The organism is Acinetobacter johnsonii ANC 3681, assembly GCF_000368805.1.
Lineage (GTDB): Bacteria > Pseudomonadota > Gammaproteobacteria > Pseudomonadales > Moraxellaceae > Acinetobacter > Acinetobacter johnsonii.
Window position 1 is genome coordinate 1,896,650 of the sequence record NZ_KB849705.1, and the last position, 19,367, is coordinate 1,916,016.

Here is a 19,367-nt window from a genome sequence, read left to right on the forward strand (position 1 = left end):
AAAAAATACTCTCCTCGGAGAGTTTTTTTTCACCACCAAAGACCAATCAAGACACTGACCACCACAAAACTCAATAGCGTGCTGATCATCAGTGGAGTGAGTGCTTTTTCATTTAAGCCATACACTTGCCCAAAAATTCCAAATAGAGAGGGCATCGGTAAAGCTGCAATCAAGGTCCCTGCATAAATCATCTTTGGGTCCAATGCAGTCAAATAGGTCAGCCCTAAATAAACCAATAGCGGCATACAAATATTTTTAGATACCACCAGATAAACCGTTTGCAGGTTAAAAGACTGAATAGTGAGACCCACCATTCCCCCACCAATAATAAAGAGCGCTAAAGGTGCAGCAGTCTGGCCTAGCATCGCAAATACTTGGTCGATTAAATGTGGAATTTGAATTTCGAAAATCGCACAACTCATACCAATCATCACCGACAAAAACAGTGGATTTTTAAGTAAAGTGAGAAATGTGGTTTTTAAAATGGAGGCTAAATTGGCTTGTCTTTGTCGCCCTATTTCTGCCAGAGTGAGCATCAGTGGTACAAGAAATACACTTTCAATGATCACCACCAATGAAATATAAATCATCGCTTCACTTCCCATCAGCAGCGTCAAAATTGCTGCTCCCAATAACCCCGTATTGGACATGGATGCACCCAGTGAAAAAACTGCAGCATGGGTAAAGTGATTCTTAAATAGCTTTTGACCTAAAATAAAAGCCGTAAAAAATAAGCCAAAGGTCACAGCTGCATAAACATAAAAATAAGCGGGATACCAAATTTCATGTAAATCTTTTGAAGCTAAGGCGTGCAACAATAAAGCAGGTAACGCAATTTTGATGACAAAAGCACTGATTGCAGTCATTTGCTCTTTAGCGAGCAACTGAATTTTGACAGAGGCAAAACCGAGAAAGAGCAGGAAAAAAACTGGAAAAATTACCGAAAAAATCATTCAAGTTGTTCCTTTTCCAGATGATGTAAGTAAAGACCTATCCTAGAATACACCTTTACTCAGTTGAAATATTTTTAAAGCCCAATGGCGAAGCAAAATGCTTATGCGATTAGAACGCAGAAAACAAATCTTTGATCCCATGTGGCTGACACCGTAAATACTGCGGTGCGATAGAGACTTTCCCACCCAGTTCTGCGGCTGCATGCCACGGCCATCGTGGGTCATACAACATGGCGCGCGCCAGACCAATTGCATCGGCTTCTTGCGCTTCTAAAATATGTTCAGCCTGTTTGGCTTCTGTAATCAATCCCACCGCAATGACTGGAATTTTCACCGCTTGCTTCACTGCGTGGGCAAAAGGTACTTGATATTTGGCCTTAACCTGAATGTCTTGTTCCACATGCAAGCCACCACTTGAAACATGAATATAAGCCGCACCGAGTTGTTCCAACGCTTTCGACAGCCCAACCGTTGAATCAATATCCCAACTTTCTGTTGCAATCGACTCCATCCAGTCGGTCGCAGATAAACGTATACCTACGGGATATTTTTCAGGAACAGCTTGTTTAATGGCTTGAAATACTTCTAAGGTAAATCGAATACGGTTTTCAAAACTTCCGCCATATTCATCGGTACGTCGGTTCGAAAGGGGGGACATGAACTGATGCAACAAATAGCCATGAGCTGCATGTAGCTCAATCAGCTCAAAACCTGCATCTACTGCACGTACAGCGGCGCTAGCAAAGTCATCAATGATGTCTTGCATCTCCGGCATACTCAAAGCATGTGGTGCGTGCTCTTCAGGCTTAAAGGGGACATCACTGGCAGACACCGTTTGCCAACCATGCGGTTCATTCGGTTTGATCTGACCTTTTCCCGACCAAGGACGGTCGGTCGATGCTTTACGTCCCGCATGTGCCAGTTGAATGGCAAAAGGCATTGGAGAGAGTGTTTTGACTTTTTGAAGTAAGGCCTTCATTTGCGCACGTTGCAAATCATTCCACAATCCTAAGTCCGCAAAACTGATCCGTCCTACCGCTTGTACGGCTGTCGCTTCAACAATACACAAGCCTGCACCTGACAATGCATAATTGGCCCATTGTTGCTCATGCCAATAGCTCAGCTCACCCGCATCATTGGCTGAGTATTGGCACATCGGTGCAATCACGATTTTATTTGTTAAGTTTAGATCCCCAAATTGAATGGGTTGAAATAATAATGGCATCACAGCTCTCCCTGTACTCACTATGATCTATAACAAATAAAGTGCCTTGTATTCAACGCTAAAAGTGCAAATCTACTGTCAGACTTTTGCACTTTTATAGCTATCCATTTAGAAAATAATGCGACTTCCAAGCCCCAAAACCAATGCATTATCCACCACATGGCTTGAACCTGAGTTGATCACATATTGGATGTTGGGACGTAACATTAACCACGGCGTAGCGTTATAGCTATAGTTCAGTTCAATATTGTATTCCGCGCTCGCATCATACTGTGCTTTACCCGCAGTGAATCGCTCATTCAGATGTATTCGATTCACTCCCAAACCTAAAATATCGGTCGGATGCTGTTCAAATACCCCAATATATTTCAGCCCCACTTGCTGTGAGTTGTCTACTTTATTGGTGATGCGGTCATGCCATGTAAAGTTGGCAAAACTATGCAAACCTTGGCGCCCTGCACCCGCTGAAGTCAGTTGCTGTTCGATAGCAATCCATCCCGCAAATGTCCGATCTTCGCCAACCACACCTTTGCCATAAGCCACGTTATATTGGTTGTTTGGATCATCGGCGGTGTTATATATTCCACCGACCCGATAGCTCCCCGCCAAACCATTGAACAGAGCTTTCGGTGTCCAAATCACTTCTACTGGAATAGTCACACCGTCGGCATGTTCTGTGTCTAGGCTCCAACCTTGTCCCTCGGCTTTGCCATTGCCATTATCTGGATTAAATTCGTACACCCCAATTTGCGTTGCCACTTCAGGAGTCACTTGATATTTAATGCGACCGCCCCATTGTGAAACCGGCGTATTCATCCAGATATTGCCCTGCCATTTCCCCATTTGTGCGGCACAAAAGGCATTACTGACAAAATCACAGGCCATCACATCAAAATCAGAACCCAAACCCAGTCGCCCAACTTTGACACTGAGCCCTTGTTCTTTAAAACGCTTTTCAATCGAAAGCTCTGACAAACGGCTGTCTTGGTTTCCACGGCCATAGGTGGCTTGTACATTGGCTAATTGCGGTGCAGAAGGATCTTGTAAATCGCGAATAGAGGTACTTTGTCCTTGACGCGCAGTCGCAACAAAACGAATGGTGACCCCTTCCCAGCCCGCTAGCTTCTCTAAATCAAATTGTGTACCTAACCAAAACTGCGAAGCGGTACTTGGGCTTGCACCTGCATTGCGGCCGCCATCCGCCAAATAGTTGGTATCTGTTAAAGCATTGGCTTCAAACTTAATGCCTTTTTGCGCCAATTCAGTTCGTTTTCCCTGCCAGTCACCAAACAAATACTGACCCTGTACATCTAACATCTGCTCCGCATGACTCACTGTCGCCCAGGCACACATTGCTGTTGCAAATAAAGAGAAAGAAAACTGTCGCATAAAACCTAAGCCCCAAACTAAAATGAAGAACAATTCATTTCATTTAAATGAAAAATTTAATGAAAAGTACATAATTTTTAAACAAAGATCTCAGCAAAATTTTTATCATTAAGTCAAAAAAAAGTTATCAATATCACCCACAGTGATAAATAGAAGATTTGATTTGGGTGATTCATGGCAGTTTTCACACGATTCGAGAACGCAATTTAAAGAGGATAATTCCTGATCACAGCAAGCAATCCCGCAGTTTAGCTTTCTAAAAATGTGCTAAAGCCAAGCCTCTTGCTGAAATCACTTGCAATCTTGCGTGTACACCGCAATATTAGCCTCAAGTTTTATCAGCTCATGTTGCCATGCCAGAATTACCCGAAGTTGAAACCACCAAAGCCAGTTTAGCGCCGTTATTAGATCAACAAGTACTCAGTATTGAAGTTCGCCAGTCGAGCCTGCGCTGGCCGATTCCCGCCGATCTCAGCAAACTGGTGGGACAGCGTTTAATTCAACTCAAACGCCGTTCTAAATACATTTTGGCCGTTTTTGAACAAGACACGATGCTTTGGCATTTGGGCATGTCAGGGAGTTTCCGTATTTGTGAGGTCGGTGAAACCCTGCGTAAACACGATCATTTGATTATTCGTTTTGAAGATGTCGAGCTACGCTACCATGATCCGCGCCGCTTCGGCTGTATTTTATGGCTGGATGAATATTCGCAAACCAAGTTAATCGATACACTTGGGCCTGAACCACTGAGTGCTGATTTTAACGCTGAATATTTAAGTCAAAAGTTGAAAAACAAACAGGTCGGCATAAAAGTTGCAATCATGGATAATCATGTGGTGGTTGGTGTCGGAAATATCTATGCCACAGAGAGTTTGTTTAATTTGGGCATACACCCTGCGCAAGTGGCGTCTAGTTTAACGCACGACCAAATTGAAAAATTGGTGGTCGAGATTAAACGTATCTTGCAGCAGGCCATCGACTTAGGTGGGTCTACCCTGCGGGACTATTCCAATGCGATGGGTGAAAATGGCTACTTTCAACAAACCTTATTGGCTTATGGCCGAGCAGGTGAAATGTGTGTGAACTGCGAAACCACGCTTGAAAACATCAAACTGGGACAGCGTGCTTCTGTATTTTGTCCCGAATGCCAACCGCTGAAAAAAGTGCAACCGAAGCCCAAAGCCACAGCTCGAGGAAAAACCAAATGAAAACTGCCATTGTTCGTCATATTTTGGTCAAAGACAAAGACCTCGCTGAACAACTGAAAAAGAAAATCCACGATGGCGCCGATTTCGCCAAAATTGCCAAGCAATATTCCACCTGTAATTCAGCTAAACGCGGCGGTGAACTGGGTGAAGTCAAAAAAGGCCAACTGGTGCCTGTGATTGATAAATTGGTCTTTAGTGCTGCTGAAAAAGTACTACATGGTCCCATCAAGAGCCAATTTGGTTTTCATTTACTAGAAATTAAATTCCGTATGGATTTTTAAAAGCTGCGCGTTGTGTGATGTGTTTAAGCCTAAACACATCACAAACACTGTATTTGATTAAGCCTCTTTCATCTCATATGTCCAAGCATCAACGTGTTCGCCAGATTCCAACGTCCCTTGTACCCTCACCCGTTGATACTGTATCCCTTCAAACTCATCCAACGCATCCCAATGTTCGGTTAATTTTTCACTGCTAAAAAAATATCCTTCAACTGCTGCTGCTTGCGGATCCAAAACAATGGCGAATAAGCCTTTGTCGGGTCCCCAATCCAAAATATGCACCACGCCATGCACATAGCCTTTTTGCCATGTTCCACCTATACGCTCTAAAAGATGGGCATTTTCATGATTGGGACGAAGTGTCCCGTAGACAAATAATTGGTTCATTCGGCATCCCCATAGCTATTCAATCAGCGCGCATCATAAAACCAAAACTGTACAAAAACCAGTCTTCGGATCAGTCTCAGACATAAAAAAACGGCACTTGATGTGCCGTTTTATTTTAACCGTTCGATTACTGACGTTTTTTCAATTCATCACGAATTTCACGTAGCAACGCGATATCTTCTGGCGTTGCTGCTGGTTCTGGCGCTGCTTCTTCTTGTTTACGGCGCATACGATTAATCATTTTCACCATTAAGAACACCACCCATGCCAAAATGATGAAGTTAATTAAAATTGTAAGGAAGTTACCATAAGTCAGGACGTTTACCCCAGCTTTGGTTAACTCATCTAAAGACTGTAAATTGTTTGGGTTATCCCCTAAAACAAAGAATTTCTGTGTGAAATCTACACCACCACCAGTCACAACCGTGATCAATGGCATGATGATGTCTTTCACCAATGAATCGACAATTTTACCAAATGCACCACCGATGATTACACCGACAGCCAAATCAATCATGTTGCCTTTTACCGCAAATTCGCGGAACTCTTGAACAATACTCATCTAAATCTCCAGTTATTTTTTGACTTTAATTTATGTGACGAAGTATACATTAATTTTATAGCTTCATTTCCACGTAATTTACTCGGAAATCATCTGCTTTTATATATTGGTTTGCTAATTTTAAACAAAAAAATGCCATCAATAAATTGATGGCATTTTTAAATGTTGCGGCCCCGCATGAGGCAACATCATTTTTAAAACTTATTTACCAGAACGGTTACGTTTACGTTCGTTTTCAGTCAAGTAACGCTTACGGATACGGATTGACTTAGGTGTTACTTCAACTAATTCATCATCTTCAATGAATTCAAGCGCTTGTTCAAGCGTATATTCAACAGCAGGAACAAGAGTCAACGCATCATCAGTACCAGAAGCACGTACGTTTGTTAACTGTTTTGCTTTAGTTGGGTTAACTGTCATGTCATCTGAACGAGAGTTAATACCAATGATCATACCTTCGTAAACTTCTAACTGAGGTTTAGCAAATAGACGACCACGGTCTTGCAATGTGAACAATGCATAGCCCAGGCAAGTACCTTGAACCATAGAAATCAACACACCGTTTTGACGTTTCGCAACAGTACCTTGTTTCATTGGACCGTAGTGCGAGAAGCTTGAAGTCATGATTCCTGTACCAGAAGTCATGGTCAAGAATTCTGAACGGAAACCAATTAAGCCACGTGAAGGAACAGTTGCTTCAATACGGATACGGCCTTTACCGTCAACTTCCATATTCGTCATTTCGCCTTTACGATGACCCATTTGTTCCATTACAGAACCTTGGTGCTGTTCTTCAACGTCAAATGTTACGTTTTCGTATGGCTCTTGCTTTTCGCCATCAACTTCTTTCAAGATTACTTGTGGACGAGATACGCCCATCTCGAAGCCTTCACGACGCATGTTTTCAATAAGAACTGAAAGGTGAAGTTCACCACGACCAGATACTTTGAAACGGTCTGGACTGTCAGTATCTTCAACACGTAACGCTACGTTATGAATCAATTCGCGGTCTAAACGCTCACGAATGTTACGTGAAGTTACGAATTTACCTTCTTTACCCGCAAACGGTGAGTTGTTTACTTGGAAAGTCATCGTTACTGTAGGTTCATCTACAGACAATGGTGGTAAAGCTTCAACATTTTTCGGATCACAAATTGTGTCAGAGATATGAAGCTCATCAATACCTGTGATACATACGATATCGCCTGCTTGAGCAGAATCAACATCAACACGTTCTAAACCGTGGTAACCCATGATTTTTAAGATACGACCGTTACGAGTCTTACCTTCTTTATCAATTACAGTAACTTGAGTGTTCAGACCAACTGAACCACGTTGAATACGACCAACACCAATAACACCTACGAAGCTGTTATAGTCAAGTGAAGAAATCTGCATTTGGAATGGACCATCAACATCAACTGCTGGTGGCTCAACAATGTCTACGATGGTTTGGAACAATGGAGTCATATCTTCAGCAAGTTCTTCTGGAGATGGACCAGCAACACCACGAAGACCTGAAGCGTAAACAACTGGGAAGTCTAACTGTTCGTCAGAACCACCAAGGTTATCAAACAAATCAAATACTTGGTCAATAACCCAATCTGGACGCGCGCTTGGCTTGTCGACTTTGTTGATAATTACGATTGGCTTCAAACCACGTGCGAACGCTTTTTGCGTTACGAAACGAGTTTGTGGCATTGGGCCTTCTTGAGAGTCAACAAGAAGAAGTACACAGTCAACCATCGACATTACACGTTCAACTTCACCACCGAAGTCCGCGTGTCCTGGGGTGTCGACGATGTTAATACGGTATTCTGTATTGGTACGTGCATCTAACCATTTGATTGCAGTGTTTTTTGCAAGAATGGTAATACCACGTTCACTTTCAATCGCGCCTGAATCCATGACACGCTCAATCTCGCCTGCACGATCGCCAAGTGCACCTGATTGCTGTAAAAGTTTGTCTACTAGAGTGGTTTTACCGTGGTCAACGTGCGCAATGATGGCAATGTTGCGGAGAGTTTTGATATCTGACATGTAAATTCGATACGCCTAAAGTTTGAGGGCAAATTATACAGAAAAATAATAGAATTTAGTAGTGACAGTTTATTGACAGACTCATTTTTTTTGATAAGTGGTGTGTAATTAATTTTGTAAAGCTGTGTAAAGCGATTAGAATAGCGCCACCTTGCTAACACCCTTTGACATATGTCTGATCAGAAACTCTCTTCCAATCAAACAGATCAACTCGATTTGGTCTATGGTTTAAACGACCGCCCTCGCCCAATCATTGCTTTTCTTGCTGCCTTTCAACATCTCCTTGCAATTATTGTCCCAATTGTTACTCCAGGCTTACTCATCTGTCTAGCGCTTGGTGTGTCGAAAGAAGACACCAACATGATTTTATCCATGTCTTTGGTCATTTCAGGGATTGCAACCTTCTTACAATGTAAAAAAGTTGGACCTTTTGGTGCAGGCTTATTAATTGTTCAGGGCACCAGTTTTAACTTTATCGGCCCGATTATTGGAATCGGCTCTGCCATGGTTGCTGCAGGTACTCCAGTAGAATCCGTCATGGCTGCAATTTTTGGTGTGGTAATCGCAGGTTCATTTATTGAAATGGGCGTGTCACGTATTCTGCCTTGGGTGAAAATGCTAATTACCCCATTGGTAACAGGCATTGTGGTGTTATTGATTGGTTTGACCCTCATTAAAGAAGGTCTGATCAGCATGGGTGGTGGCTATCAAGCCATGTCAAACAATACCTTTGCCAATGCAGACAACCTAATCATGTCGTGTACAGTACTGGCACTGATCATTATATTGAACCGTATTCGTATTACATGGGTAAAAAGTTCTGCTATCTTAATTGCCTTAATTGCAGGGTACACTCTTGCAGGCTTTATGGGGCATCTGGATTTTTCAGGTTTAAAAGATGCGCCTTTAGTACAAGTTCCGACGCCAATGCATTTTGGACTCAGCTTCTCTTGGAGCTTGTTTATTCCAATGGCCTTCATCTATTTAGTGACGTCTTTAGAAGCAATTGGTGATATTACAGCAACCTCTAAACTCTCCAACCAACCTGTCGATGGTGCCACTTGGATGGAGCGTATTAAAGGTGGTGTCTTGGTAAATGGTGCAAACTCTTTCCTTGCGGGTATTTTCAATACCTTTCCTAGTTCGGTCTTTGCACAAAACAATGGCGTAATTCAACTCACTGGCGTTGCGAGCCGTTATGTCGGCATCTGGATTGCCGTATTATTGGTGATTCTAGGTTTACTCCCTGCTGTTGCAGGTGTGATTCAGGCGGTCCCTCAAGCTGTTTTAGGTGGCGCTGTAATGGTGATGTTTGGAGCTGTAGCAGCTTCTGGAATTAACATTCTGTCAGGTATTCATCTTGACCGCCGCGCACTACTGATTATTGCCATTTCATTGGCACTCGGTTTAGGTGTTGCACAAGTTCCACAAATTTTGGAACATTTACCAGAATTATTCCGTAATATCTTTAGCTCAGGTGTTGCGACAGGTGGTATTGCAGCTTTGTTATTAAATATTATTCTTCCTGAAACGAAGAAATAATTGTTCATTTCAGTATGCACTTTGCCCAGCACTGTCTGGGCATCGTTTTTACAATGGAGTATATAAAATGGATCCACGAAGTGAAGTTGTTCTTCGCCAGCAGGAGTTTCTCTCTGGTTCAGTTTTACTGGTCAATGCACCGTGTGACGAATTAAACACACAGCTAATTGGTACTGTAGAACCACATTTTTGGACATGGAATTTTAACGAATTACAATATTTCCAAAACCAACAAAGTGATGTGCATTTTGGTACAGATTTGCCTGATGTCGCTTTTGATCAAGCCATCGTGTTTGTTCCAAAGTCAAAAGAACTACTCAATTATGTCCTACACCAACTGGTGAGTCGTTTGGCCGTAGGCGCATCGATCTTTTTAGTCGGTGAAAAGAAAGGCGGTGTAGAACGCGCGTCTAAACAGCTGCAACCTTTTGGTAAAACCCTCAAATTAGACAGCGCTCGACATTGTCAAATGTGGCAGTTAGTCACCGAAAAAACCGTAACGGCAAAACCTTTGGCCGATTGGGCACAACTCTATACAGTGCCAACCCCAAAAGGTGAATTACAGATTTGCGCATTACCGGGTGTGTTTAGTCAAAATCGTCTAGACGTGGGCACAGCTGTGTTATTGCCTCACCTTTCACAGGTCACTTCTGGAAAAATTGCAGACTTTGGCTGTGGTGCAGGCGTGATCAGTGCTTATTTGGCCAAGTTAAATCCGAAAAATCGCATTTTTGCACTCGATGTTGATGCCTTTGCACTCGCTTCAACAAAAATGACTTTTGAGAAAAATAACCTTTTACCAGAACAACTTGAGATTAAGGCGGTACACGGAATTGAGGATGCTCCTCTGTTTTTACACGCAATCGTCAGTAATCCCCCATTCCATCAAGGCATTCATACAGATTACAATGCCAGCGAAAATTTATGCAAAACATCCCGTCGCCATCTTAAATCGGATGGCGAGTTGTGGATTGTTGCCAACCGCTTTCTGAATTATCCATTACTCATTGAGCAAAGTTTTGGCCAATGTACAACCAAAGCCGATCAACAAGGCTTTAAAGTGCTGTTTGCTAGCACACAAAAGAAATCTTAAGGAACAATGATGAGCGAAACGACTCAACCAGCTCAACTCAAGCGGAAGCTTGGAGCTCGCCATCTGAATATGATCGCCATTGGTGGTTCAATTGGTACAGGTTTATTCCTTGCCTCAGGTGCAACCATTGCAAATGCTGGCCCTGGCGGGGCGTTATTGGCCTACTGCTTAATTGGTGTGATGATTTACTTTCTCATGACCAGTCTGGGTGAGTTGGCAACACACAACCCAACATCGGGTGCATTTTTCACCTATGGCACCAAGTATGTTGAAGGCGGTTTTGGTTTCGCCCTTGGCTGGAACTATTGGTATAACTGGGCCATTACGGTTGCATTTGAATTGGTTGCAGTCCAATTCATCATGAAATTCTGGTTCCCCGACCTGCCTGGTTTCTACTGGAGTGCTCTCTTCTTAGCTGTTGTCTTTGGGATCAATGCACTGACAGTCAAAGGCTTTGGTGAAAGTGAATTCTTCTTCTCCTTGGTCAAAGTCCTTGCCATCATTGTATTTATCATCATTGGTATTTTCATGATTGGTAAAATCATGATGACGCCTGGTGTTGCAACTTTTGCCAACTGGACCAAAGGTGAAGCGCCCTTCGTTGGTGGCTTATCTGCACTGATTGGTGTGGCGATGATTGCAGGGTTCTCGTTCCAAGGTACCGAAATGGTCGGTGTTGCTGCAGGTGAGTCGAAAGATCCACAAAAGACGATTCCGATTGCCATCAAACAGATTTTTTGGCGTATTCTACTGTTTTATGTGGTGTGTATTTTCATTATCGGCACGCTCATTTCATATGATGATCCACTTCTGCTACAAGCAGCTTCATCAGAGAATATTGCACTCTCTCCATTTACCTTACTCTATGAAAAAGCTGGGTTTGCCTTTGCTGCCAGCGTGATGAATGCTGTGATTTTAACTGCGATTCTATCGGCAGGTAACTCAGGGATGTATTCATCGACGCGTATGCTGTTCAATATGGCTCAAAATGGCAGTGCACCTAAAGTGTTTGCCAAATTAGACCCCCGCGGCGTACCCATGAATGCGCTTTATGCGACAACAGCAATTGCTGCTCTCTGTTTCTTAACCACCTTCATTGGTGAAGAACAAGTTTTCAACTGGTTGCTTAACATGTCGGGTATGTGTGGCTTTATCGTTTGGCTGGGGATTGCAGTTTCACACTATCGTTTCCGTAAAGGCTATGTTGCCCAAGGTCATAAGGTTGAAGACTTAGCTTATCGTGCGAAATTCTTCCCTTTTGCACCGTGGTTTGCCTTTATCCTGTGTGCGATTGTTGTTTTAGGTCAAAACTACCAAGCAGTACTTGATGGCAAATGGCTCTCGGTTTTATCAACCTATATTGGTATTTTCTTATTCTTGGTGATTTGGCTCGGCTATAAATGGAAATACAAAACTAAACTGGTTTCATACCAAGAAATGGATGTCAGTCCAATGAATCCAGATCGCGAATAAAATCCTTTCATAATAAAAGACAGCCTTCGGGCTGTTTTTTATTATTTCCATCTCATTTTTTATTCTTTCATTCAAAACATAATACATTGATTAATAATTAAATTTTTAATAAGACAGTTCAATTATTGAAGTCACATAAAATCGATAGCTATGATTCTGATCTAGCCTAAAATTAGTTAATATTCTGTAACTAGCATCCGTTCACTTGCGCGATGAACAATTTACATATTTAGGTAGTAAAAATTTAGCCTCTCAATTCGCACAGCCATGACTAAATAAAACGGCTTATTGAGCACTGCTCTCTCTCAAATTCCTAGCCCCTAAATATCAAGCCAGAAATATTATCTCGCTGACAAACAAACCCGTGTAAAGCTAAATAACTAGAAATATCCATTCATTCTAAAGGCAAAGTTGTTATCGATGTCGTGAAGCATGAGTAATGGGAATCCCCTTTTCATTCTTCTTAGATTCATCCCTAAAATGAAATACTTCTAACAGTGTCTTATATCCTATACGTAAATAACCATGACCACCATAAGTCTTAACAGCTCAAGCATTGAGCTTATTTTCAACAACACGAGTAAACATAAATTTCATTATTTTAGACATAAAAAAAAACGACTCCGAAGAGTCGTTTTTTAGTTAAAACTCAGATTACTGAGCTTGAACTGTACGGCTGCCAGAAATTGTCGCGAATACACGACGGTTCATAGCACGGCCTTCTTTAGTGTTGTTGTCAGCAATCGGTTGGTCCCAAGCGAAACCTTGAGTAGACAAACGAGCTGGGTCAACGTTGTATTCGTTTACTAGAGACGATTTAACAGAGTTAGCACGAGCTAAAGATAAACGTTCGTTCAATGCACGTGGACCAGTGTTATCTGTGTGACCTTCGATGCGAGCAGTAGCGTTTGGATATTCAACTAACTTCTCAGCAACTTTAGCGATTTCTGGCTTGTATTGGTCTTTGATGTTTGATTTGTTTGTATCAAAGAACACACGAAGTTCCATGTTAAGGTCTTCAGTTAACTCTTGTGGTTCAACTGGAGCAACTGGCTCAACTGGAGCAACTTCTACTACTGGAGCAGCAGGTTTCAAGTGACCACCAAGAACTACGTTAAGACCAGCAAGTGCTGTGTAGTTCCAGAAATCTTCATCAATGTTGTAAGTAGCACGAGCTTCAGTACGTAGAGATAAAGCATCGTTCAAGCGCCAGAAAGCACCAAAACCAGCATTACCTAGAGTGCCTTCGTCATCTTTAAGACCAATATCACCTAAGTCATATTTGTAATGACCAGCACCTAAAAGTACGTATGGCTTAATTTTGCTGTCGTAGTTTTTAGTGATCAAATCAGAAGTAGCATAGAAGTTACCGTTGATTTGAGTTTGTTTGTATTCTGAGTTAGCAACAGCAGAATCAATATCACCCTTAACTTGGTTATATTCAGCTTCGAAACCTAACCAAGGAGTCAATTCAACACCAAGTGCTGCACCAACGAATAAATCGTCTTGTAGTTCAGGACCATTTGTTAAATGATCACCACCATTGTTGTGTTTACTGTCTTGGAAAGTGTAACCAAGCATTAATGGAGTAACAGTTACGCCCGCATTTGCAGCAGCTAAAGGAGCAGCTACGAGCATTGCTAATGCAATACGACTCATTTTCATGGATTTATCCTCCAGAGATAACAATTGTTTTTCAAGCTTAAGCTTATTTAACCATTCTGAGATAGGCTTTTTTATACCCCAGTTTTATTTTTAAGCTATTCGCAATGAATCATACAAACACTTTATTTTTTTTCCAAGTGCTTGATAACTTTAATCAAGTAAATTATTGACAAAATTACTTACAATTTCCGTTGTAATTCGGTAATTTTTTACTCAATTTTTACTTGCGAATAGCTTATTTTCACTTGTATTACATTTTAACAGCTTTTTAAACAAGTTGAGTACTACTAATTATGTATAAAATTTGTTTGATAAACAAAGCTTTAATAAATAAAAAATAGCTCTATAACAATAAAACTGGATAACCATATGTTTTTTATCAATAAAAAAGGGTTCACTTTATTCGAACTCATGATCACTATTAGCATTATTATGATCATTTGTACAATCGCGCTTCCTCATTTTCATCAGTATATGGCCTCACAAGAGCGCAGCAAAACACTGAATACATTACGAAATAGTATTCAGGCAGCCAAAAATATGGCCAACCTGCAACGTCAAAATATCACCATTTGTCCAAGTCAAGACCTCGTTCAATGTCAGAATCATCAATGGAACACAGGCTTTATTGTATTTATCGATAATAATAAAAACCGACGAGTAGATACCAGCGAAACGATTATTCGGACAGAACAACAGCAGCTCAAATATGGCAATCTTGATTGGCGTGGCGCACTCAGTCTTCCATCTTTAAGCTTTAAAGCTGAAAATGGCCTCCCCCTTGGCTCAAATGGAACTTTCTATTACTGCTCTATACAAAGTCAGGATCACTTTAAACTGGTCATGAGCAAAATGGGGCAGATCCGAACTGAACTCATCAATACCTGTAACTAGACCCATGAGTCCATAATCACGTTTTCAGCTTTTCTCACTAGCAAATTTGCATATACTGCTTAAGTTTCCAACAAAATGTATAAGTGATTCGGAGAAGAAAATGACAGACATCGTAATTGTGAATGGTGCTCGTACAGCAATGGGCGGTTTTCAAGGCAGTTTAGCCAGTGTAACCGCTCCAGAGCTCGGTGCTGTGACGATTAAAGAAGCGATTGCTCGTGCTGGCCTACACGCAAACGATGTAGAAGAAGTAATCATGGGCTGTGTTCTACCTGCGGGATTAAAGCAAGGTCCAGCACGCCAAGCTATGCGCCAAGCAGGTTTACCTGATTCAACAGGTGCTGTGACCATCAATAAATTATGTGGTTCTGGCATGAAAGCGGTAATGCAAGCTGCGGATATGATCAAAGCAGGTTCAGCAAATATCGTGGTTGCAGGTGGCATGGAGTCGATGACCAATGCTCCTTATATTTTAACCAAAGCGCGTGCGGGCTACCGTATGGGGCATGGCGATGTTAAAGACCACATGTTCCTTGATGGCTTAGAAGATGCAGAAACAGGTCGATTGATGGGTTCTTTTGCACAAGATATGGCCAATACTCGTGGCTATACGCGTGAGCAAATGGATGCCTTCGCGATTCGCTCTTTAGAGCGCGCACAAACAGCGGTCAACGAAGGTTACTTTGCAGATGAAATCGTGCCTGTGACAGTTTCATCTCGCAAAGGTGATGTTGTCGTTGATAAAGATGAGCAACCGTTCAATGCCAATATTGCAAAAATTCCAAGCCTTCGCCCTGCCTTTGCTAAAGATGGCACCATCACTGCAGCAAATGCAAGCTCAATCTCGGATGGTGCATCCGCACTAGTTTTAACTTCAGCAGAAAATGCATCGAACAAAGGTTTAGCACCATTAGCGAAAATTGTGGCTTATGCATCGAATTCACAGCATCCATCAGAGTTCACCATTGCACCAGTCGGTGCAATTGAAAAAGTGCTTAAGAAAACAGGCTGGAATGCACAGGACGTAGATCTTTGGGAAATCAATGAAGCTTTTGCGATGGTAACTATGTGTCCAATCGATGACTTCAAACTTGATCCTGCAAAAGTGAACATCAATGGTGGAGCTTGCGCACTGGGTCACCCTGTCGGTTCAACAGGCTCACGTATTATCCTGACTTTGATTCATGCGCTTAAACGCACAGGTGGTAAAAAAGGGATTGCGGCACTATGCATCGGCGGTGGTGAAGCAACTGCTGTAGCAATTGAATTACTTTAAGATGCAAGTAGCCCTCTTTTATTGACATATTTTATACAATAAAAGATTGGATGATTAGCTGATATAAAAGCGATATTTATGAAAATCCCTCGACTGCGAGGGATTTTTTATTACAAGATTGTATTAGGGTCGATCTCAACGACTTGTTAAAATAACGACGAAAAAAACAACAAGGATAAGACAATGCAACTGAATCACTACCTCAACTTTGATGGTCAAACTGAAGCCGCTTTTAATTTTTACAAATCTGTCTTTGGTGGAGAGTTTGCAACGTTCATGCGTTATGGAGACTTACCTTCAGATGAAAGTTCAGTCGCCCTTTCCGAAGCTGACCAACAAAAAATCATGCATGTTTCACTTCCCATCAATGCCAGCACGATTCTGATGGCTTCGGATACCAACGATCAGTTTTGTGCTCAAACCAATACTGTCTTTACTGTAGGCAACAACCACTATATTTCGATTAACTTAGATGCCCATGAACAAGCCGATGCAAACCGCTTATTTGATGCGCTTTCAGTCAATGGAAAAATAGAGATGCCTCTAGAGAAAACGTTTTGGGGCGCACTCTATGGTGCATTTACCGATCAATTTGGAGTGAAGTGGATGGTGAATTGCCAATTAGAAGAAGGATAAAAGCGTCTTCTTTTTAAACATCAATATTTGAAAATTGCGCAATAATAGTGAGCCCCACGGTAATAAAACCGATACCAATCCATCCAGCCAAATCGATACTTTGTCCTAAAAATGCTTTAGCAAGGAGTGCTGTGGCGATGACACCAATGCCAGACCACAGCACATATAAAATTCCCGCTTGCATAAATTTCAAGGCATAGGCTGCACACGCAAAAGAAATTATGTAAAGCACCAGTGCAATGCCCTGATCCAACTTATTGACCAAGCCATTACCTTTTGCGGAATAAAAAGTCGAAAGCACATCTGTAGCAATAGCAATAAGTAGCCAAATGACACCGGGATTAATTTTTGCAAAAAGTGCCATCATGTCAAATTTACCTGTTTCTTTTTCTTCAATTTGTTCATCAAAAATGTTGCGTATAAATACAAAAAAGCTGAACCGAAGTCCAGCTTTTTATTGCTTGCTTAAAAATTAAGCGCCTGTTTGATAACTGGCTTGAGCAACGGCTGTTGATGCTTGATACGGATTTCTAAAATCATTTAAACCCGCAGCAGCTTCAAGAATGTCTTTACCTTCCTTAACAACAAAGGTATCAAAGCCTGAACGTTTCATGTAATTCAAGACATCTTTAAACACATCACCTGTTGCACGTAGTTCACCTTGGAAACCTTGGCGACGTAATAGCGCTGCAAATGAATAGCCACGACCATCGTTAAAACCCGCAAAATCAATAAAGATGGCATCTAGCTGATCTAAAGGGAACTCATGCGTTTCAGGAGAAGCATCAACTGTAACAAGGAGTGCTTTTTTACCTGAAACTTGAGCCAATTGATCTAACTGCTCAACCGTTAAAACCACATCACCTTGCGGTAAAACACCATCTTCACCAATTACTTGATAAGTATTGTCTGCAATCGAGCCATCTTTAGAGAGGACTTGTAGTGCTAGATTAAGCATATGCACGCTCCTTAAAGGGTTGAATGCCAACACGGCGATAAGTATCAATGAATTCTTCACCATCAGCACGAAGGTCAAGATAGGTATTTAAAATTTCTTCAACGATATCTGGCACAACTTCAGCTGCAAATGATGGGCCTAAAATGTCACCAATTGAAGCATCATGATCGGCATTACCGCCCAAAGTGATTTGATAGAACTCAGCGCCTTTTTTGTCTACACCTAAAATACCAATGTTACCCACATGGTGATGACCACATGCATTCATACAACCTGAAATATTCAGATCCAGTTTGCCAAGGTTATAAATAGTATCTAAATCATCAAAACGGCGTGAAATCGCTTCTGAAATAGGAATTGATTTCGCATTTGCCAGTGAACAGAAGTCACCGCCTGGGCAGCAAATAATGTCGGTTAAGAAACCAATGTGCGCACGCGCTAGATTGTTTTTCTCAAGAATAGTCCACAGTTCAAACAAATCTTTCTGCGGAACATCCACCAAAGAAATATTTTGCTCATGCGTGGTCCGCAGTTCACCAAAGGTGTATTTGTCTGCAAGGTCTGCAATCAAATTCATCTCTTCCGTGGTCACGTCACCCGGTGCAATACCCGTACGTTTCAACGAAATCGTTACAATACGGTAGCCCTTCACTTTATGCGCATTGGTATTGATATTGAACCACTGTTTGAATTTTGGATGCGCAGCAAACTGTTCAGAAAAATCTTCATCTGCATAATCTTGATAATCAAACGGTATAAATTCTTCGTCTAATTTCTGCAAAATTTCAGGCTGAATTTTTAAAGTTTTAATGGTGTGTGCAAACTCAGCTTCGACCTTTTCAGCAAAAACTTGAGGCGTCAACGCTTTCACCAAAATCTTAATACGTGCTTTGTATTTGTTATCACGGCGACCGTGTAAGTTATAAACACGCAGTACTGCTTCTAAGTAAGCAATCAGGTCTTCACGCGGCAAGAAGTCACGAATGAAACTACCAATCACAGGGGTACGACCTAAGCCTCCACCGACTTTAATTTTATAGCCAATTTCGCCCGCTTCATTTTTAACGATATACACCCCAATATCATGGAATGATGTCGCTGCGCGATCAGTTTCTTCAAGTGCTGATACAGCAATCTTGAACTTACGTGGCAAGAAGGCAAACTCTGGGTGGAAGGTTGACCATTGACGGATTAATTCACACGTTGGACGTGGGTCAGCCACTTCACCAGCAACCACACCTGCATATTGGTCTGTAGTCGTGTTACGAATACAGTTACCTGAAGTTTGGATTGCATGCATTTGTACAGAAGCTAGCTCTTGAAGCATGTCTGGAACATTTTCTAGCGCAGGCCAGTTAAACTGAATATTCTGACGCGTTGAAACATGTGCATAACCACGGTCAAACTCAGTTGCAAGTTCCGCAACTTTGCGCAATTGCGTTGAGTTCATTAAGCCATAAGGCACAGCAATACGTAACATTGGCGCATAGCGTTGTACATAGAGACCGTTTTGAAGACGTAATGGGCGGTACTCATCTTCAGTGAGTTTTCCAGCTAAATAACGTTCCGTTTGGTCACGGAACTGTGCAACACGTTCATTGATCAGTTGCTGATCGAAATCAGTATATAAATACATGGCGTACAGCTAGTAGTTTCATTATAACGGCTGACAGCATAACGAGATTTAAACTATCAACAAAATGCGTTTTTTACATATTTCATAGCTGTTTTATTGATAAGGATAAGTAGATGTACTGTTTGTCCCTAATCCTAAAGGTTTTTTCT

The 19,367-nt window shown here is 41.7% G+C and carries 18 protein-coding genes; 8 read left to right on the forward strand and 10 right to left on the reverse strand.

What is annotated here, in order from left to right; translation table 11 throughout:
* Positions 1–29: 29 nt before the first annotated feature.
* The 3 genes from F946_RS13250 to F946_RS13260 all read right to left on the reverse strand — a co-directional run bounded on the left by F946_RS13250 (position 30) and on the right by F946_RS13260 (position 3,567).
* Entirely contained in the window at positions 30–953 is a 924-nt protein-coding gene (locus tag F946_RS13250) for an AEC family transporter (protein WP_004983103.1), read from the reverse strand.
* 109 nt (positions 954–1,062) lie between these two features.
* Complete coding sequence (locus tag F946_RS13255; protein ID WP_004983106.1) at positions 1,063–2,178, reverse strand: NADH:flavin oxidoreductase/NADH oxidase; 1,116 nt, start codon at positions 2,176–2,178, stop codon at positions 1,063–1,065.
* 108 nt (positions 2,179–2,286) lie between these two features.
* Positions 2,287–3,567 carry a carbohydrate porin gene (locus tag F946_RS13260; RefSeq protein WP_004983109.1) on the reverse strand — a complete coding sequence of 427 codons (1,281 nt, stop codon included), beginning with the start codon at positions 3,565–3,567 and terminating at the stop codon, positions 2,287–2,289.
* Between the two features lie 353 nt (positions 3,568–3,920).
* Between F946_RS13260 and mutM the strand changes: the two genes are divergently transcribed.
* Together mutM and F946_RS13270 are read left to right on the forward strand one after the other, a co-directional pair.
* Positions 3,921–4,775: a bifunctional DNA-formamidopyrimidine glycosylase/DNA-(apurinic or apyrimidinic site) lyase gene (gene mutM / locus F946_RS13265; RefSeq protein WP_004983112.1), complete on the forward strand. Its 855-nt coding sequence runs from the start codon at positions 3,921–3,923 to the stop codon at positions 4,773–4,775.
* On the forward strand, positions 4,772–5,056 hold the full coding sequence (locus F946_RS13270; RefSeq protein ID WP_004695176.1) for a peptidylprolyl isomerase: 285 nt from the start codon (positions 4,772–4,774) through the stop codon (positions 5,054–5,056). Before mutM ends, F946_RS13270 begins: the two co-directional genes overlap by 4 nt.
* Positions 5,057–5,113: 57 nt before the next feature.
* Here the strand turns inward: F946_RS13270 and F946_RS13275 are convergent, their stop codons facing one another.
* The 3 genes from F946_RS13275 to typA all read right to left on the reverse strand — a co-directional run bounded on the left by F946_RS13275 (position 5,114) and on the right by typA (position 8,045).
* Complete coding sequence (locus F946_RS13275) at positions 5,114–5,443, reverse strand: gamma-glutamylcyclotransferase family protein (protein WP_004983113.1); 330 nt, start codon at positions 5,441–5,443, stop codon at positions 5,114–5,116.
* Between the two features lie 127 nt (positions 5,444–5,570).
* On the reverse strand, positions 5,571–6,005 hold the full coding sequence (mscL, locus tag F946_RS13280) for a large conductance mechanosensitive channel protein MscL (protein ID WP_004983115.1): 435 nt from the start codon (positions 6,003–6,005) through the stop codon (positions 5,571–5,573).
* Between the two features lie 201 nt (positions 6,006–6,206).
* A complete protein-coding gene (gene typA, locus F946_RS13285; protein ID WP_004695169.1) occupies positions 6,207–8,045 on the reverse strand; it encodes a translational GTPase TypA in 1,839 nt (612 codons plus the stop codon).
* Positions 8,046–8,216: 171 nt separating this feature from the next.
* Here typA and F946_RS13290 point away from each other — a divergent pair, with 171 nt between their 5' ends.
* The 3 genes from F946_RS13290 (at position 8,217) to F946_RS13300 (ending at position 12,153) form a co-directional block, all read left to right on the forward strand.
* A complete protein-coding gene (locus F946_RS13290) occupies positions 8,217–9,587 on the forward strand; it encodes a uracil-xanthine permease family protein (RefSeq protein ID WP_004983116.1) in 1,371 nt (456 codons plus the stop codon).
* Positions 9,588–9,654: 67 nt separating this feature from the next.
* Positions 9,655–10,680, forward strand: coding sequence for a class I SAM-dependent methyltransferase (locus F946_RS13295; protein ID WP_004983119.1), 1,026 nt, complete (start codon positions 9,655–9,657; stop codon positions 10,678–10,680).
* Between the two features lie 9 nt (positions 10,681–10,689).
* Positions 10,690–12,153 carry an amino acid permease gene (locus F946_RS13300; RefSeq protein ID WP_004983120.1) on the forward strand — a complete coding sequence of 488 codons (1,464 nt, stop codon included), beginning with the start codon at positions 10,690–10,692 and terminating at the stop codon, positions 12,151–12,153.
* A gap of 654 nt (positions 12,154–12,807) precedes the next feature.
* Here the strand turns inward: F946_RS13300 and omp38 are convergent.
* Positions 12,808–13,818: an outer membrane protein Omp38 gene (omp38, locus tag F946_RS13305; RefSeq protein ID WP_004983121.1), complete on the reverse strand. Its 1,011-nt coding sequence runs from the start codon at positions 13,816–13,818 to the stop codon at positions 12,808–12,810.
* A 369-nt stretch (positions 13,819–14,187) separates the two neighbouring features.
* Between omp38 and F946_RS13310 the strand changes: the two genes are divergently transcribed.
* The 3 genes from F946_RS13310 (at position 14,188) to F946_RS13320 (ending at position 16,624) form a co-directional block, all read left to right on the forward strand.
* Positions 14,188–14,712, forward strand: coding sequence for a GspH/FimT family pseudopilin (locus tag F946_RS13310; RefSeq protein ID WP_004983122.1), 525 nt, complete (start codon positions 14,188–14,190; stop codon positions 14,710–14,712).
* A 100-nt stretch (positions 14,713–14,812) separates the two neighbouring features.
* Positions 14,813–15,988, forward strand: a complete 1,176-nt coding sequence (locus F946_RS13315) for a thiolase family protein (protein WP_004983123.1) — start codon at positions 14,813–14,815, stop codon at positions 15,986–15,988.
* A gap of 183 nt (positions 15,989–16,171) precedes the next feature.
* Positions 16,172–16,624 carry a VOC family protein gene (locus tag F946_RS13320; protein ID WP_004983124.1) on the forward strand — a complete coding sequence of 151 codons (453 nt, stop codon included), beginning with the start codon at positions 16,172–16,174 and terminating at the stop codon, positions 16,622–16,624.
* Positions 16,625–16,637: 13 nt separating this feature from the next.
* Here F946_RS13320 and F946_RS13325 read toward each other — a convergent pair whose 3' ends face one another.
* The 3 genes from F946_RS13325 to F946_RS13335 form a co-directional block, all read right to left on the reverse strand.
* Positions 16,638–16,991, reverse strand: coding sequence for a DMT family transporter (locus F946_RS13325; protein WP_004983125.1), 354 nt, complete (start codon positions 16,989–16,991; stop codon positions 16,638–16,640).
* Between the two features lie 105 nt (positions 16,992–17,096).
* Positions 17,097–17,582, reverse strand: coding sequence for a DUF934 domain-containing protein (locus F946_RS13330; protein ID WP_004983126.1), 486 nt, complete (start codon positions 17,580–17,582; stop codon positions 17,097–17,099).
* Complete coding sequence (locus F946_RS13335; RefSeq protein ID WP_004983127.1) at positions 17,575–19,218, reverse strand: nitrite/sulfite reductase; 1,644 nt, start codon at positions 19,216–19,218, stop codon at positions 17,575–17,577. Before F946_RS13335 ends, F946_RS13330 begins: the two co-directional genes overlap by 8 nt.
* Positions 19,219–19,367 lie beyond the last annotated feature (149 nt).